A 16,514-nucleotide genomic window follows, 5' to 3' on the forward strand; every position below is an offset into this window, starting at 1 on the left:
TGGTCCGCCCGGGACGCCCGACAACTCGCCGTTGCGACACCACCGCGCCCCCTAAGGTAAGGCTAACCTTCGTTAGGGGCATAACCTAACAGCAGCAAGACCTCCCAACCACCCCCAAAACGGAGAATCCACCACTTACATCTACCTTTCCTGCCAATCCCGCCATAAGTCGAAAGTGACGGCGTGACACACGCACCAGCACGGAGGGCACCTCGCCACCGGCGGCGCCGGCAACAAGGTGCTCTCTCGAATCTCGGCTTCAGCCGCACGGTCAGGTGGTCTCGCCCAACTGTTCGGCCAACCGCTCCAGGCCCCCTCTGATGAGCCGCCCGTACCCGTCGTCGTCGAGTGCTCCGACCCCCGCCCGCCCCTGCTGGAGATGCTCACGAGCGCGGTCGAAATCTCCTAGCTTGCGGTAGCACTCGCTCAGGTTCAGATGCAACGACGGATACAGACCGGCCGCCGAAAGGGGCGACCCGGCCTGGGCCACCCGCTCGTCGGTGAGGAGATCGGCGGCGGCGAGCGCCTGCAGATCCCACGTCAGCTCCTGCCGCACGTCGTCCTGGACGTCGGCCATCGAATGGGCGAGGACGCAGACATGCAGCGGGTCGCCCTGTTCACCGCCGATGTCGTCCCAGATCCGCGCGAACATGTCGCGAGCGGCTTCACGTTGGCCCTTGTGATGCAACTCCATCCCCTGGCCGATCCGGGTCATCGTCGGGTCTGTGGTCACAGTTACTCCTTCGCCATCACGGACAACCGCGGTCAGCCTATTTCGACCCTCACCACCCCCGTGAGGGCCGAGCGGACACGTGCCGCTGTCAGAGGAGGTATCCCAGCGCCAAGGCCGCGACCACCGGCCCCATGTACAGCAGGGGGAAGACCACGGTCGAGTACGAGCGCGCCCTGAGCACGGTGACGACGGCCCCGGCGAAGTACAGCACCAGGCCGATCCCGGCCGCCACGCCGACGACCGGCACGAACAGGCCGGCCAACAGACCTACGGCCCCGGCGGCCTTGGCCGCGCCGAGCCAGGTCCACCACGAGCGGGGGACACCGTAGTCCACCAGCGGCTTCACGACCCATTCGGCGCGGCGCAGGAGGGAGAAGGCGGAGAAACCCACCCAGAGGGCGGCCAGGACGGTGACGACGGTGGCGGTGGTGGACATGGGGACACTCCCTGTTCGGTGCTTCCTTGTGGCACCGATCCTGTGGGCCCCGGTTGATGGTTCCGCGATGCGCCGACGATGCACAGCCTCCCGACCGGCCCGGCCCACGCGACACCCCGTTCCGCCCAAGAGCCGAAACTCACTCAACGAGCGCCCCGCCCCCACGCTTTCGCACCGCCACGAATCCTTCAGGGCGATGAGGAACGGCCGACCGTATCCAAGCCGGCCAGGATCGCCTAGCGTCGCGAACCCTTCAAGGTGATGGGGGACCAGCACGGCACGGCGGGAGCACCCCCATGGTCACGTCGCGAACCCTTCAGGGCGATGAGGGACCCGCCGCCCCAGACCACCCGGGCCGGATCGTGCTCACCCGGTTGCGAACCCTTCAGGGTGATGAGCAGGCCGGTCACGGCCTTTACGGCCCGGCCAGCGGAGGCACGTCCGCAAGCCCCGCGCCCACAGCGGTGATCAGGCCTTGAACGTGGACAGGCGTGTGACGCAGAGGGCCTGTTCGGCGTCGAATTCCTCGAACGTGGTGGTGAGGTGGAAGCCGAGGCGTTCGGCGAGTTTCAGGGAGCGTTCGTTCGCGGTCTGGGTCACGAGGACGACCGGCTGGTCGGGGAACTCCTCGGCCGCCGCGCGCAACGCGGCCGTCGCGGCCTCGAACGCGTACCCCGCGCCCCACGCGCCGCGCCGCAGGACATAGCCGAGAACCAGTTCCTCGCCGTCCTCGGTGACCCGCTGCGGGTGGTCGGTCCACCAGCGGGCGAGCATCAACGTCCCGATGACCTGGTTCGTCGTGTTGTCCGCGATGACATAGTTACCCGGCCTGGTCGTCGCACCGGCGGCCATGACCTCGTCGAAGTGTCGCTCGACCTCACCCAGAGGCCGAGGGCCACCGATGTACGCCTGGACCTCGGGATCGGTCGAGAGCTCGATGAGCCCCTCACGGTCGCCGTCGTGCAACGCCCTGCGAAGCAGGAGTCGCTCCGAGGAGATCTCCGGGGCGGAAAGCGCAGGCAATTCGCTCATAGGCCCACGACCCTAGAACACGAACCCCTCCTCCGGAGCCGCCGAAGGCCTCCGCACTTGCCCACCCCAGAAGGCCGCCGCGCCCCTACTCGCCCCCCTCGGACGCCGCCAGCCCAGAGAGGTACCGGCTCACCCTTTCCCGACGCCAAGCGTGAGGAGTTCGGGGTACCGGAGTTCGGGGTACCGGCGCCAAGCGTGAGGAGTGTCGGCTTGGGCGCGTCGGTGTCTGGACTGAGGAACGCAGGAGCGAAGCGACGGAGAGACGAGGGAAGACACCGACCCGAAAGCGCCCAAGCCCGCGCCGCCGAAGGCGGCGCAAAGAGACACAGCCCCGCGCCGCCGAAGGCGGCGCTAGATCACACAGCCGTCACATGGGCGTTGTGCAACGCCTCGGCCGTGGCGATCTTGTGGGCGCAGGCCACCCGTTCGATCTCCTCCGCCGGGGCGCCCATCGAGATCAGGTCGAGCATGTGCTCGTGCTCGACCACCGAGCGCCGGGCCCGCCCAGGAACGTAGGTGAAGCTCGAACGCCGCATGTGGTCCAGCCGGGCCCACTCCGACTCAAGCAGGTTGGCCAGGTGGTCGTCCGGACAGTACTGGTAGATCGAGAAGTGGAACTGCCGGTTGAGGGCCGTGAAGGAGGTCGGGTCGAACTCCTCAAGGGCCTCGACCATGCGGGCGTTGATCTCCCGCGACTCCTCGATCTGCTCGGGCGACATGAGCGGGGCGGAGATCGCCGTGGCGTATCCCTCAAGCCGGGCCAGGACGTTGAGCGTGTGCTCGACCTGGGTCGAGTCGAAGACGGCCACGCGTGCGCCGATGTTGCGCACGACCTCGACGAGTCCTTCCGACTGCAGTCGCCGTACGGCTTCGCGCAGCGGGATCGTGCTGACTCCGGTCTCCCTGGCGAGCTGGTCCATGACCAGCCGGTAGCCGGGGCCGTACGTTCCGTCGAGGATTCGTGAACGGAGCAGCCCGTAGCTGATCTCCGCCTTCGACTCCTTGGCCTTGGCGGTCTTCTTGACCACTCTCACCGGTGTCCCCTCATCTTTAACCCTGGGCCGCTGCCCTGGTGGGCGCCCGCCCCGTTGGTGATCACCGGCTCAGCGCCCTCACGACGATGCCGCGGAACTCGGCACCGGTGAGCGCGCCGAAGTGGTCGCCCGGGACGGTGAGCAGCTCCGCTCCGTCTACCAGACCGACGATACGCTCGATTCCGTTCGTCATCATGTCGTCTTGGCCGACGACGAAGACCGGCGGGGTCTGGCCGGGCCATCCCTTCGGGTCGAACGGGCTCCCGGCCAGGCCTTCGACGACGAGCGCGAGGCCCGGCGCCCGCTCGGGGCCACGGGAGCCGACCATCCCGGCGATCATCCCGGTGAAGGGGTCCTCGGGCTGCACGCCCTCGGCGACGGCCTTGTGGAGGGCGGCGATGTCCACCATGGTGAAGGGCTCGACGGGGCTGAGCCCGCCGAGTACGGCCCGGCGCACACGCTCCGGAGCCGCCTCGGCGACCGCCCAGCTGAGCCTGGCGCCCAGCGAGTAGCCCGCGATGTCGAACGTCTCGACGCCCGCCTCGTCCAGCACGGCCAGGATGTCGCGCGCCTGCGCCGGGGCGCCCGCCTCCTCGGCGGAGTCGGAGGCGGGGCTGGCGCCGTGGGCGCGCAGGTCGACCACGACGGCGGTGCGCCCGGCGTCGTTCAGCGCGGCGACGGTGCCCGGCGTGACCCAGTCGGTCTCGCCGTCGGAGGCGATGCCGTGCAGGAGGAGCACGGGGGGCAGGTCGACGGGGTGGTCAGAGGGGAAAACACGGGAGGCCAAGCCCTGTCGATCCTGCATTGGTCGCGTACTCCTCGAAGAGTCTTTCACATACGATTTCTTATCGTACTGCACGTCCCCGATCTCCGCCGGAAGACGTCCGTACCCTGGGAATCAGGAGACCTCGGCGGGCAGGGGGAAGTCGACGACCACCTGGCCGGTGCCGCTGCTGCCGAAGTACGGACAGAGCTGCTCGCCGTTGCCGGTGTAATTCTCCCAGCCCAGCAGACCGAAGAGCATGGCCGTGTCGGCCATGGCACCCTCTCCCGTGCAGCGCTTGTTGTAGTCGGGCAGCATCTCCAGGAACTCGGCCGTACGGCCCTGCGTCCACATGTCGAGGACGCTGATGTCCACCTGCCGGTTGATCTCGCTGCTCACGTCGTCGAGCATCGACTCGGCGATCTCGTTGGCCGGGAAGGCGTGCGACAACGAGCCACTGGCCAGGAAGGCCACTTTCCTGTCACTGCGGCGGATGGCCCGCATCAGCGCCTCGCCGATCCTGCGGTTCTCCTCGATCGTGGAGTACATGTTGCAGCCGATCGGCAGCACCCGGATCGAGGAGTCCTTGTTCATGAAGTACATCGGCACGAGGGTGGCGTACTCAAGGCCGAGGTCGTTGTAGTCGTGGACGCGCGCCTTCTGCCCGCCCGCGACGATCTCCTCACGGACCAGCTCGGCCAGCTCGGGGTCGCCCTGGTAGTCGTAGGCCAGGTCGTGGATGAAGTGCGGCAGTTCGTGGCTGACGTAGGTGGCCCGGTGGCGTTCCTTGCCGTTGAGGTGGAAGCCGATGCTGTTCAGCCAGTGGGTGTCGGAGACCAGGAAGGTGTCGGCCCCACGCTCGTGGGCCCGCCTGCCGATCTCCGTGAGTGCCAGCTCGGCGTTCCTCCGGATGCCGAAGTGCTTACCGGGCTGAATCGACAGCCAGATCGACGGCACATGCGTGATCTTGGCCGCCATGACGAGCTCTCCCATCACGACCCTCCCAGGTGTGTCCAGACGCCCTTGACTTCTGTATAGGCGACGATGGCGTACGGTCCCATCCCCCGGTCCTGGCCGCTGGTCGCGGCATCCGGGACATGGATCATGTCGATGAGGACGGCTCCGGCCCTGTCCCCGGCCGTCGTGCGGTGGGGGGTGGACAGGTCCCTGGTTCGGACGAAGGCCGTGGCGAAGGTCGCGGGGCCGTACTCCGAGGTGTTGGCACGATCCACGATGTCGTGGGGGGCACCGGGGTCGTTCTCAGACAGTATCCGGACGATCGGCCGGTGTGTCCTCCGGGGCGTCACCGCCCGAACGCGGGCCGTACCCGCTGCGAAGAGGCCGCCGGCGGCCGTGCGGGACACGGGAACGCGCCCGTCTCCGCTGGCCAGGTCCGTCATATGTCGATCTCCTCGGGTCCGTTCGGTGCTCGTGTTCCCCCGCGGTGGGTCTCACAAGCCCGAACACCTCCAAATCATGTACGAATTCAAATATCTTTGTCTATAGCCCGACGTGACCTCATCGCGTATCATGCATGATGTCGTATACGATTTAACTCAGGGAGGTGGCCGTGGATCACCCGCTCGGCCTGACGCCAGGAAAGATCATCGCGGTCCATCTCAACTACCGCAGCCGAGCGGCCGAGCGTGGGCGCACCCCGGCGGTCCCCTCCTACTTTCTCAAGCCCGCCTCCTCGCTGTCCTGGTCGGGCCGGCCCGTCGTCCGGCCCGCGGGCTGTGAGCTGATGGCCTTCGAGGGCGAGATCGCCATCATCATCGGCACCCGGGCCCACCAGGTCTCCCCCGAGGAGGCGCTCGGCCACGTGGCCGGTTACGCCGCCGCCAACGACTTCGGGGTCTACGACTTCAAGCACGCCGACCTCGGCTCCAACCTCCGCGCCAAGGGCCAGGACGGCTACACGCCGATCGGCCCGGCCATCCTCAAGACGGACGACCCGTCGAAGCTGTGGCTGCGCACCTACGTCAACGGGGACCTGGTCCAGGAGGCGTGCGCCGACGAGCTGCTGTTCGGCTTCGACCTGCTGATCGCCGACCTGTCCCGGCTGATGACGCTCGAACCCGGCGACATCATCCTGGCCGGCACCCCCGCCGGATCGACCGTCGTACAGCCCGGCGACGTGGTCGAGGTCGAGCTTGAGGACACCGGCAGGCTCCGCAACGAGGTCGTCGCCGACGAGGGCCCCCTGCCCTCCTACGGCGTGCAGCCCAAGGTCACCGACCAGCTCAAGGCCGCCGCGTACGGCTCGACCCCCGTTCCCGGCGCCGAGAAGACGGGCGTCCTCGACGAGGACCTCATCGCGGCCCTGAAGTCCGTCTCCACCGCGACGATCTCCTCCCAGCTGCGCAAGCGGGGCATCGACCACCACTTCATCGAGGGCGTCAAGCCCGCCAGGCCCGACCTGCGCATGGTGGGTATCGCCAGGACGCTTCGCTACCTCCCGCTGCGCGAGGACGTCTTCGCCGAGATCGGCAACGGCATGAACGCGCAGAAGCGCACCGTCGAGGAGATCCAACCGGGCGAGGTCCTGGTCATCAGCGCCAGGGGCAACCACGGCGCGGGCACGCTGGGCGACATCCTCGCGCTGCGCGCCCTGCGCCGCGGCGCCGTCGGCGTGATCACCGACGGCGGTCTGCGGGACAGCCCCTCCTTCTCCAGCCTGGACATGCCCTCCTACTACGGCGTCGCGCACGCGGCCGTGCTCGGGCGCAGGCACGTCCCGATGGACTCGCAGATCCCGGTGGACTGCGGCGGCGTGCTGGTCATGCCGGGCGACGTCCTGGTCGGTGACGCGGAGGGCGTTGTCGTGATCCCGCCCCGGCTGGTCGCCGAGGTCGCGCGCGACTCCGTCAAGCAGGAGAAGGAGGAGCGCTTCATCTACGAGCGAGTCGACGAGGGCGCCTCTGTCGACGGTCTCTACCCGATGAACAAGGCCTGGCGCCAGGTCTACGAGGAGCAGGCAAGCGCCGAGTGACCCTGACCCCCGCGAAGACCGACCTGTAGCTGCACAAGGAGTGATCACATGAAGTTCCGTTCGGATCCCGCGAGCATTCGCGGGTCCCTCGCCCCCGTGGTGACCCCGTTCACCGCGACGGGCGAGCTCGACCTCGACTCGCTGCGTGCCCTGGTCCGCTGGCAGCTCGAACAGGGCTCCCACGGCATCTCGATCGGCGGCTCGACCGGTGAGCCCGGCGCGCAGAGCATCGACGAGCGGATCGCCGCGATGGCCGCCGTCGCCGAGGAGACCGCCGACCGCGTGCCGTTCCTGCCGGGCACCGGCTCCGCCAAGCTCGACGAGACCCTGCGCCTGACCGCGGAGGCCGAGCGTCTCGGCGCCGACGCCGCCCTCGTCATCACCCCGTACTACGCGCGTCCCACCCAGGAGGCGCTCTACACCTGGTACTCCACGGTCGCCAAGGAGTTCCCCAGCCTGCCGATCGTCATCTACAACGTCCCGTCGCGGACCGCGGTCGACATCGCCCCCGAGACGGTGGCCAGGCTCCGCCGCGACCACGACAACGTCGTGGGCATCAAGGAGACCACCAAGGACTTCGAGCACTTCTCCCAGGTGCTCCACAAGTGCGGCCGTGACTTCCTGATGTGGTCGGGCATCGAGCTGCTCTGCCTGCCGCTGCTCGCCATCGGCGGCGTCGGCTTCGTCAGCGCGGTCGCCAACCTGGCTCCGGCCGCCGTCGCGAAGATGTACACCGCCTATGTCGAGGGCGACCACAAGACCGCCCTCGACCTGCACTACGCCCTGCACCCCCTGGTCGAGCTGCTGTTCGTCGAAACGAACCCCGCCCCTGCCAAGTGGGTCTTGGAACAACGCGGTCTGATCGCCTCCGGTCATGTCCGCCCGCCTCTGATCACGCCCACCGACGCGGGGATCAAGCGGATCAACGAACTGCTGGCCCAGAGTGAGGGAGTGGCTTGATGAACCTGCAGCACTACATCGGCGGGGAACACGTTCCCAGCGTCTCCGGCGCGACGTTCACCGCCCTTGAGCCCGCGAGCAACGAGGAGTACCTGACGGTCTCCGCCGGTCAGGCCGAGGACATCGAGGCCGCGGTCGCCGCGGCCCGCAAGGCCTTCACCGAGGGCCCGTGGCCGAAGATGCCCGCCCAGCAGCGTGCCAACGTCCTGCGCAAGATCGCCGACGCGATCGAGAAGCGGGACGACGAGATCGCCTCCCTGGAGTGCCGGGACACCGGTCTGCCGATCACCCAGGCCCGTGGCCAGGCCCACCGCGCCGCGCAGAACTTCCGGTTCTTCGCCGACGTCATCACCACCCTCGGTGAGGACGTCTACCGCGTCGCCTCCGCCCAGCTGAACTACGTGATCCGCAAGCCCATCGGCGTCGCGGGCCTGATCACCCCGTGGAACACCCCGTTCATGCTGGAGACCTGGAAGCTGGCGCCCGCGCTCGCGGCCGGCTGCCCGGTCATCCTGAAGCCCGCCGAGTGGTCCCCGCTCTCGGCCAGCCTCCTTCCGGCCATCATGGAGGAGGCGGGCGTGCCCGCCGGTGTGTTCAACATCGTGCACGGCATCGGTGAGGAGGCGGGCGCCGCCCTGGTCGCGCACCCCGACGTGCCGATCATCTCCTTCACCGGTGAGACCACCACCGGCCAGATCATCATGCGCAACGCCGCGGACAACCTGAAGACGCTGTCGATGGAGCTCGGCGGCAAGTCCCCGCTGATCGTGTTCGACGACGCCGACATCGACCGCGCGCTCGACGCCGCCGTCTTCGGTGTCTTCTCCCTGAACGGCGAGCGCTGCACGGCCAGCTCCCGCGTTCTGGTCCAGGACACCATCTACGAGGAGTTCGTCCAGCGCTTCGCCGAGCGCGCCTCCCGCGTGAAGGTCGGCGCCCCGGACGACCCGGCGACCGAGCTGGGCGCGCTGGTCCACCCCGAGCACTACGCCCGGGTCATGGAGTACGTCCAGATCGGCATCGACGAGGGCGCCCGTCTGGTCGCCGGTGGCTCGCGCCCCGACAGCCTGCCGGTCGGCAACTTCCTGTCGGCCACGGTGTTCGCGGACGTCTCGCCGAAGATGCGGATCTTCCAGGAGGAGATCTTCGGCCCGGTCGTGTGCGTCACGCCGTTCTCCACCGAGGAGGAGGCGCTGGAGCTGGCCAACGACACCCGGTACGGCCTGGCCGCCTACCTGTGGACGAACAACCTGCGCCGCACGCACAGGCTCGCCCAGCAGATCGAGTCGGGCATGCTCTGGGTCAACTCCCAGAACGTCCGTGACCTGCGCACCCCGTTCGGCGGCGTCAAGGCCAGTGGCCTCGGCCGTGAGGGCGGCAAGCACAGCATCGACGTCTACACCGAGTCGCACATCGTGCACGTGGCGACCGAGGACCTGCCGATCCCCCGGTTCGGCGCCTCCTGACCCTCTCCGGTCCGGCGCCCCTGGCCCGGACCGTTCCCGCCGGGCCGTACCCGGTCCGGCGGGTCGTGGTCCTTCCGGCCTCCTGCCGGCCGGGAGGGCCACGACCTGTTCCGTCGTCAGAAACCGGCGGATCCCACCCTGCTCCGCAGGAGTTTCAGCGCGGCCTCCGAGGAACCGCCGGGCTTGGCGCTGTACATCAGCACGCGGTGGCCCGAGTCGTCCGGCAGGTGCAGGACCTCGAACTCCAGGGTGAGGTCGCCGACCTCCGGGTGCTGGAAGCTCTTGGTGCCGGAGGCGCAGGTCGCCACCGGATGCCGGGACCACATGACGGCGAACTCCGGGCTCTTCATGGACAGCTCGCCGATCAGCTCCGCCAGTTCGCGGTCGTCCTGGTAGCGGCCGGCCACGACCCTGAGCGAGGCCACCGCGCGGATCGCCTCCTCCTCCCAGTGGACGTGGAGATTGCGGTGGTGCGGGTCGAGGAAGAGCATCCGGGCCAGGTTCGGCCGGTCCGCGATCCGGTCGGGGGCGTCGAAGGCGTGGTGCCCGGCGAGAAGCAGGTGTCCGAGCCTGTTCCAGGCGAGCACCTCGTTGCGCCGCCCCAGCACCACGGCGGGAACCTCACCCATGGCGTCGATGAGCTGGCGGGTGCCGGGCCGTACCATGGCGGGCTTGGCGGGTCTGCGGCGTTTCGCGGGGACGGGCCTGGCGAGGTCGTGCAGGTGGGCGCGTTCGTCCTCGTTCAGGTCGAGCGCGCGGGCCAGGGAGTCGATGACGGCCTCCGAGGCGTTGGCGCTCTGCCCCTGCTCCAGCCGGGTGTAGTAGGTGGCGCTGACACCGGCGAGCTGGGCCAGCTCCTCCCGGCGAAGGCCCGGCACGCGGCGCCTGCCGTAGGAGGCGACGCCCACGTCCTCGGGCTTGAGCCTGCTTCGTCTCGTGCGGAGAAACTCCCCGAGTGCCGTGATGTCCTGCATGAAGTCCATGGTGCCCGGTTTCTCCGGGTCGTGCCTGTCCCTGCCGGTGCCAGGCAACCGGTGGGTAGGAGGTCCTGAGGCCTGGTTGCCGATCCCGGTCCGATCGATGGTGGTGAACCGACAGCGGAAAGCCACCAGCGAGAACGGACCCTCGACGTGTCAAGCGTGGATCAACGGACCCGGCCCAGGATGACGACCAAGCAGCGGCTCACTCTGGTCCTGCTGCTGAGCGCGAGCTTCACCCTCGCGGTCGACTTCTCGATTCTCAACGTCGCCCTGCCGGAGATCGGGGAGAGCGTCGGTTTCTCCCTGCGGAACCTGCAGTGGATCGCCACCGCCTTCGCGCTCTGCGCCGCGGGGTTCACCCTGCTGTTCGGGCGCTTCGCCGACCTTTTCGGACGGCGCAGGCTCTTCCTGTCCGGCATGGCGCTGCTCGGCGTCGCGTCCCTGGCCGGTGGCCTGGCGACCTCTCCCGAACCGCTGCTGATCGCCCGTGTCGCCCAGGGTCTGGCCACCGCAGCCGTCACTCCGGCGGCGCTCTCCCTGCTGACGACCGCCTTCCCCGAAGGGCCGCTGCGGGAGCGGGCGCTCGGCCTGAACGGGGCTCTCATGGCCGCGGGCTTCACCACCGGGGCGATCCTGGGCGGCGTCCTCACCGACCTGCTCAGCTGGCGGTGGGCGTTCTTCGTCAACGTGCCGGTCGCGGTCGTCGTGCTCGTCCTGGCTCCGTCCACGCTCACCGAGACCCGGCCCGCCGAGCGGCCCAAACTCGACCCGCTGGGGGCCGTCGCGGTCACCTCGGGCCTGCTGGCCCTGATCTACGGACTCACCACGGCGGGCGAGCGTTCCTGGACCGACCCGGCCGTGCTGGGCGCCCTGGGCGCCGGCGTGCTGCTCCTGGCCGCCTTCTGGGTGATCGAGAAGCGTGTCGCCGCGCCGCTGGTGCCGGTCGCGATCCTGAAGCGGCGCAGTGTCGGCCTGGGCAACGTCGCCGGGCTGCTGGCCTTCGCGACGGAGACCTCCCTGGTCTTCCTGCTCACCCTCTACCTGCAGAAGGTCCTCGGCTACTCCCCGCTGGGCGCCGGTCTGGCCTTCGCCGTCCTCGGTGTGGGCACCGTACTGGGCGGGATCGTCGGCCCGAAGGTCATCGGCAGGATCGGCAGCGCCAGGGCGGTCGTCGTGGGACTCGTCGTCCAGGCGGCCTCGACCCTTCCGCTCGCCCTGCTCGGGCCGGAGCCCGGCTGGATCGCCCTGCTTCTCGTGGCGACCTTCGCCGGTGGGGTGGCCAACCTGGTCGCGATCGTCGGGTTCATGGTCACCGCGACCTCCGGGCTTCCCGACGGGGAGCAGGGGCTGGCGACGGGCCTGGCCACGATGAGCCAGCAGGTCGGGATCACCATGGGCATCCCGGTCATGAGCGCCGTCGTCGCGGCCTACGTCCACGCCCAGGGTGGGGAGAGCGTCAGGAACGTGCTCGGCGGGGTGAGCGTCGCGATCGTCGTCAACGCCGTCCTCTGCCTGGTCACGGCGGTGGTGGTCGCCCTCTTCCTACGCGCTCAGCGGCGACCGGCCTCCTGACCCGTACGGTGCCCGGCGTGAGCCGCCGGGCACCGTACGGGCGTCGAGGATCAGCCGAACGCCAGGGTCGGCAGGTCGACGGCCATGGCGCCGCCGTCGGCGACGATCACGGAACCGGTCATGATGGCCGACTCGGCGGAGCCGAGGAACAGGCAGATGTCGGCGATCTCCTCGGAGGTGGCCGGGCGGCGCAGCGGGACGTCCTTGGTGACCAGGTCGTAGGCCTCGTCACGGCTGATGGCGTCGCGGGCGGCGAGCTCGTCCATCTGGTGGTCGGCCATCGGGGTACGCACCCAACCGGGGCACAGGCAGTTCACCCGCACGCCCTTGGGGCCGTAGTCGCGGGCCAGCGACTTGGTCAGCCCCACCAGCGCGTGCTTGGTCGTGACATATCCGCATACGTTTGGTCCGGCGGCCAGACCCGCGATCGAGGAGACGATCACGATGCTTCCCTGGCTCTCGATCAGCGCGGGCAGCGTCTCCCGGCAGGTCACGAAGCAGCTGTTGAGGTTGGCGTCGAGGCTGAGCCCCCACGACTCGTCGTCGGTGTCCGCGACCCCGGAACCCCCGTGTCCACCGGCGTTCGCGACGACGATGTCGAGCGAGCCGAAGCGCTCACGCGCCAGGTCCGCCGCCGCCCGCATCTGGGCGGCGTCCGTCGCGTCGGCGGCGAAGGCCACGGCCGCGTCTCCGAGCGGAGCGGCGACCTCGGTAAGGAGCGCCTCTCTCCGACCGGTCAGAACGACTCTGGCGCCCTCTTCCACGTACCTTCGGGTGACAGCCGCGCCGATTCCCGTACCGGCCCCGGTGACCAGGGCGACCTTACCTTTTAGCCTCATCGGCCTACTCCTTTGCAGCTAGAAGCTATATGATTTCATAGATAACTTCGCGTAGGAAGGAGTCGTAGTGACCGCCGAAGTAGACCGGCCAGACGGCTGGAAGAACATGGACGACTTCGCCGCCGGGATCGACACCAACCGAATCCCGGTCTCCGACGTCCTCGCCGGTACCGAGGTGAGCCTGACGTTCGACGACGGGACCACGACCACCCTTTCCTTCAAGGACGCGCACAGCGTGAGCGTCGACGGCGGCGCCGCCGACTGGTACGAGGCGATCGCCGTACGCGACGATCTCTTCTTCGTTCACTGGACCCAGGCCTCGCAGCCCCGTGAGGCGTACGTCGTCGTCCTGCACACCGCGACCGGACACGCCCTGCGCATCGTCTCCATCGTCGCTGAGGAGCGGACCCCCGGCGAGCCTCAGGTCTCCCAGACCTTCACCCCCGGAACCATCGACGGTCGTGAGGTCACGGGCGAGGCGCCCGCACCCACTCGTGACCTGATCGGCAGGCGGGCGCTGTACCGTTACAGCCCGAACCACCTCTACGAACACGTCTACCTCAGTTCCGAACGCTACGCCTGGCAGTGCCTCGTCGGCGAGCAGCGCGGCCACGGTGACGTGGACATGGCGAGCACCTGGAAGATCGCCGAGGACGTCTACGTCTTCACCTTCAGGGAGTTCCTCATCCCGGTGGCCGCGACCTGGCTGTACGACTGGGCCGCGCTGCGCTCGGTCGGCTCCTTCCTCGGCGTCTCCGGCGAGGGGGACATCAGGAACTCCGGCGGCGGCGCCTACATCCAGCCGCTCGGCCAGGTGACCTACCCGGACGGCGGAGAGCCCGTCTGAGGACAAGCGCTGTTCAGCGAAGCGAAGTAAGGAGAGGCAATGAGCAAGAACCTCGACGCGGTCCGCGCGTCATACGAGGCTTCGGCGGCGGGTGACATCAACGGCATCCTGGGCCTGCTCGGCCCCGACGCCGCGTGGACCGAGATGGCCGGTTTCCCGTACGCGGGCACCTACATCGGCCCCGACGAGGTGCGCGACAAGGTCTTCGCCAGGCTCGGCGGCGAGTGGGACGACTACCAGGCGGTTCCCGAGGAGTACGTCGACGGCGGCGACACGATCGTCGTGATCGGCAACTACCGGGGCACCTACCTCGCCACCGGCAAGTACATGGACGTTCGCTTCACGCACGTGTGGCACGTCAAGGACGGCGTCGCCACGAAGTTCGAGCAGTTCACCGACACCGCGCGGGTCCAGGAGGCCCTGCGCCCGTGACACGGTGCGGCCCGTGGGGCGTGCTTCCGTTGACACCTAAGGTCATGTCGGTACCGGCGGGCATGTAGGAGATCTCTGTCAGTTCGCCCTCCCAGGAACGGTCCTCCCAGGAGGGCCACGTGTCCGAGCGGCCCGAGTCTTCCAGATACGGCACCCACACGGTGCCGTAGCCGGTTCGGGATGGGCGAGGAGGTTCTGCGCGGCCAGTAGGGCGCGCAGAACCTCCCGTGAGACGAAGATGCTCAGCGGCGCGGGCCACGAGGTGACCGTCGTCGCGCCGAAAACCGACGCGAGCGGTTCCGACACGGCGATCAACTACAGGTTCAGCTCGGCGATCAGGGCGCGGAAGGTGTCGAGGGTGCCTGGGGGCGAGCGGCGGTCCCGGTGACGCGGTGAGCGCCGGGCTCCAGGTGGTGTACGGCACCGCGCCGCCTCGAACCTCGTCGCCACCGTCAGCGGGTGTTGGGGGACCCTGTGGTGATTGACTCCACAAGTCTCCACACCGACGTGGAGGGGTTTCGCATGTGGTCCTCTCCTTCGGAGCCAATGGCCTTCGCACGCCAGCAGGCATCACCGACTCCGTCCTTGAAATCCGCGAACCTGGTACTTCCCTTGCTCCACCCCGGCAGTACGACTTTCAGCACCCGTTCAACCTCACCGGCCGCCTGAAAAGGGGCACGGTGGTCCTTGTGGTGCAGCAGGAGCCAGTAGTCGAAACACGGGGTAGAAAGCGCGAGGCGCACATTTCCCCTCGCCTTCGCCTGCATCTGCTCGGCAAGCCTACGGTCGAGTTCCGTGTCGAGGACACACCACACCTCGTCACCGTCGTCATAGCCATCGACCCGCCAGCGTCGCTGGGCCTCCACCACGACGTTGAGGTGGTCAACCCTGGGATTGACCACTTCAAGCACCGGCCCGCCGCGCGTGCGCATTCCTAGAAAGTAACGTTCCTCGGTTTCTCCTTCACAAAGGATGAGAAGACGCTTCCGCTCGGTCCGCGTTCCAGATGATCGGCGTTCGAGGGAGGACCTTCTCTCAATCAACGGCCGACGGGTGACGTTGTTGCCCTTGGGCTGCCGGGGAGACATGCGCAGAATCTACACGTGTGGCGAGCGCCGCCATGAAGAGTTCGTCGTCCACATTAGGAACGGCACCATATCGGCCAGTAAGGTAACGACGCTCCCTGTTGTCCTCTTTGCGTGGCTTAAAGTCGGTCAGCGGGAAAAGCTGGGTGCCGCCGTCCTCGCCTTTCTCGGTGAACCAGATCTGGTCACGCTTGAGCACGTCTCGGCCTTGGACCCGACCGAGCAGCGCAGAGTCATGACTGGCGAAGATAAGTTGCGCGCCGCGTGGATTGGTGGCCGGATCCTGGAAGAGCTGGATCAGTTTCGCGCTGAGGTAGGTGTGCAGACTGGCGTCCAACTCGTCCGCGAGAAGGACGCCTCCATCTTCCAGAACAGGGAGTATCGAAACGGCGAGATGGAACATCTGCTGGGTTCCCTCGGACTCCGCGTGTAGGGGGAGGGTGAACTCGCCCGCACCACACATGTGCCGGAGCAGCAGTCTTGTCTGACGACGCGCCGGGAAACCATCCCCGAGCCTCCGAGTTCGAGCGGTCCGTACGGCCATCTCCTCGTCGGTCTCCTCGACGATCTTGAAGTCGGTGATGCCCGTGTCCGCGGCACGCATGAGGTTCGCGATACGTCCCTGAAGCTCAGGTGTTCCCATGCGTCCCAACCTGTTCGCGAGCATCTCCCTGTGCACGCTGGCCGTCGGAGACCGGAAGCGCTGGGCGGCGAACCAGCCGTAGACGGGTTGCAGAATCTCCTGGCGGGCACGCGCTCCCACGGACAGGAGGAGGACGTTCGGCTCCACGAGGTTCGCCAGAGCTCGCACGGACTTGGGGGTGTCCACCCCGTACTCGAAACCGTTGGCGTCGCGTTCGAAGATTTTCCGTTCTTTCTTGTGCGGGTAGCTGTACAGCCACTCCTCGACGACAGCCGCGTCATCGACCGCGAACCCGTACGTGTAGCGCACACCGTCGATCCATAGATCCACCACATAGGTGGACGGTTCATCACCGTTGAGCGCGAACGGATTACGCCGCATCCCCTCTCCAGGCTCATTCTCCCTGAAGGACCATCTGACGAGATAGGACATGTATTTGATCGCGTCGATCACGTTGGACTTGCCGGAGGCGTTCGGTCCGAAGATCGCCGCGACCGGAACCGCGTGCCACTCGATGTCGGGCGCGTCCTGCTTCTCGTAGACGGGCGTCAGCAGCAGATGCTGTTCCTCGCGCAACGATCGATGGTTGGCCGTGCGAAAACTCAGCAACATCTCGACTGTCACCGCCTTCTGGGTGGACTCACAGCCTACATGCCGCAGAACAACCGCACAGGTGATCACAGGCCATGTTCAAACACCG

General features: G+C 67.9%; 17 protein-coding genes. 6 read left to right on the top strand and 11 right to left on the bottom strand.

From position 1 onward, the window contains the following. Nucleotides 1-271: 271 nt before the first annotated feature. From ACFYY8_RS28275 to ACFYY8_RS28305, 7 genes are all read right to left on the bottom strand, one after another. Nucleotides 272-733 (bottom strand): tetratricopeptide repeat protein, encoded by a 462-nt coding sequence (locus tag ACFYY8_RS28275; RefSeq protein WP_390046011.1) that lies wholly within the window; start codon nt 731-733, stop codon nt 272-274. 88 nt (nt 734-821) lie between these two features. Beyond that, nucleotides 822-1,169 carry a DoxX family protein gene (locus tag ACFYY8_RS28280; protein WP_390046013.1) on the bottom strand — a complete coding sequence of 116 codons (348 nt, stop codon included), beginning with the start codon at nt 1,167-1,169 and terminating at the stop codon, nt 822-824. Nucleotides 1,170-1,637: 468 nt separating this feature from the next. Continuing rightward, nucleotides 1,638-2,201 (bottom strand): GNAT family N-acetyltransferase, encoded by a 564-nt coding sequence (locus tag ACFYY8_RS28285; protein ID WP_390046015.1) that lies wholly within the window; start codon nt 2,199-2,201, stop codon nt 1,638-1,640. Between the two features lie 356 nt (nt 2,202-2,557). Continuing rightward, nucleotides 2,558-3,235 carry a GntR family transcriptional regulator gene (locus ACFYY8_RS28290; RefSeq protein ID WP_352014052.1) on the bottom strand — a complete coding sequence of 226 codons (678 nt, stop codon included), beginning with the start codon at nt 3,233-3,235 and terminating at the stop codon, nt 2,558-2,560. 61 nt (nt 3,236-3,296) lie between these two features. After that, complete coding sequence (locus ACFYY8_RS28295) at nt 3,297-4,040, bottom strand: alpha/beta fold hydrolase (protein ID WP_390046020.1); 744 nt, start codon at nt 4,038-4,040, stop codon at nt 3,297-3,299. A 93-nt stretch (nt 4,041-4,133) separates the two neighbouring features. Then, nucleotides 4,134-4,991: a 3,4-dihydroxyphenylacetate 2,3-dioxygenase gene (gene hpaD, locus ACFYY8_RS28300; protein ID WP_390046022.1), complete on the bottom strand. Its 858-nt coding sequence runs from the start codon at nt 4,989-4,991 to the stop codon at nt 4,134-4,136. Further along, entirely contained in the window at nt 4,991-5,230 is a 240-nt protein-coding gene (locus ACFYY8_RS28305) for a hypothetical protein (RefSeq protein ID WP_390046024.1), read from the bottom strand. The genes hpaD and ACFYY8_RS28305 overlap by 1 nt, the downstream gene beginning before the upstream one ends. Nucleotides 5,231-5,568: 338 nt before the next feature. On the opposite strand from ACFYY8_RS28305, the gene ACFYY8_RS28310 reads away from it, so the two are divergent. Genes ACFYY8_RS28310 through hpaE form a run of 3 tightly spaced genes read left to right on the top strand, consistent with a single transcriptional unit; the run spans nt 5,569 to nt 9,416 of the window. Then, complete coding sequence (locus tag ACFYY8_RS28310; protein ID WP_390046026.1) at nt 5,569-6,990, top strand: fumarylacetoacetate hydrolase family protein; 1,422 nt, start codon at nt 5,569-5,571, stop codon at nt 6,988-6,990. 48 nt (nt 6,991-7,038) lie between these two features. Further along, the gene (gene dapA, locus ACFYY8_RS28315; protein ID WP_390046030.1) at nt 7,039-7,950 is read left to right on the top strand and encodes a 4-hydroxy-tetrahydrodipicolinate synthase; all 912 of its coding nucleotides are present in this window, start codon (nt 7,039-7,041) and stop codon (nt 7,948-7,950) included. Further along, entirely contained in the window at nt 7,950-9,416 is a 1,467-nt protein-coding gene (gene hpaE / locus ACFYY8_RS28320; protein WP_390046033.1) for a 5-carboxymethyl-2-hydroxymuconate semialdehyde dehydrogenase, read from the top strand. Before dapA ends, hpaE begins: the two co-directional genes overlap by 1 nt. A gap of 116 nt (nt 9,417-9,532) precedes the next feature. Here hpaE and ACFYY8_RS28325 read toward each other — a convergent pair whose 3' ends face one another. Then, complete coding sequence (locus ACFYY8_RS28325) at nt 9,533-10,525, bottom strand: helix-turn-helix transcriptional regulator (RefSeq protein WP_390046035.1); 993 nt, start codon at nt 10,523-10,525, stop codon at nt 9,533-9,535. A 30-nt stretch (nt 10,526-10,555) separates the two neighbouring features. On the opposite strand from ACFYY8_RS28325, the gene ACFYY8_RS28330 reads away from it, so the two are divergent. Further along, nucleotides 10,556-11,968, top strand: a complete 1,413-nt coding sequence (locus ACFYY8_RS28330; RefSeq protein ID WP_390046037.1) for an MFS transporter — start codon at nt 10,556-10,558, stop codon at nt 11,966-11,968. 50 nt (nt 11,969-12,018) lie between these two features. Here ACFYY8_RS28330 and ACFYY8_RS28335 read toward each other — a convergent pair whose 3' ends face one another. Then, nucleotides 12,019-12,807 carry an SDR family NAD(P)-dependent oxidoreductase gene (locus ACFYY8_RS28335; RefSeq protein ID WP_390046039.1) on the bottom strand — a complete coding sequence of 263 codons (789 nt, stop codon included), beginning with the start codon at nt 12,805-12,807 and terminating at the stop codon, nt 12,019-12,021. 67 nt (nt 12,808-12,874) lie between these two features. Here ACFYY8_RS28335 and ACFYY8_RS28340 point away from each other — a divergent pair, with 67 nt between their 5' ends. After that, nucleotides 12,875-13,654: a MoaF C-terminal domain-containing protein gene (locus ACFYY8_RS28340; protein ID WP_390046041.1), complete on the top strand. Its 780-nt coding sequence runs from the start codon at nt 12,875-12,877 to the stop codon at nt 13,652-13,654. A 39-nt stretch (nt 13,655-13,693) separates the two neighbouring features. Beyond that, entirely contained in the window at nt 13,694-14,086 is a 393-nt protein-coding gene (locus ACFYY8_RS28345) for a nuclear transport factor 2 family protein (protein ID WP_390046043.1), read from the top strand. 452 nt (nt 14,087-14,538) lie between these two features. Here the strand turns inward: ACFYY8_RS28345 and ACFYY8_RS28350 are convergent, their stop codons facing one another. Next, nucleotides 14,539-15,174: an RloB family protein gene (locus ACFYY8_RS28350; protein WP_390046045.1), complete on the bottom strand. Its 636-nt coding sequence runs from the start codon at nt 15,172-15,174 to the stop codon at nt 14,539-14,541. Beyond that, nucleotides 15,122-16,438, bottom strand: coding sequence for an ATP/GTP-binding protein (locus ACFYY8_RS28355; RefSeq protein ID WP_390046047.1), 1,317 nt, complete (start codon nt 16,436-16,438; stop codon nt 15,122-15,124). The genes ACFYY8_RS28350 and ACFYY8_RS28355 overlap by 53 nt, the downstream gene beginning before the upstream one ends. Nucleotides 16,439-16,514: the final 76 nt, after the last annotated feature.

Source organism: Streptosporangium sp. NPDC001559, from assembly GCF_042893955.1.
Taxonomy (GTDB): Bacteria; Actinomycetota; Actinomycetes; order Streptosporangiales; family Streptosporangiaceae; genus Streptosporangium.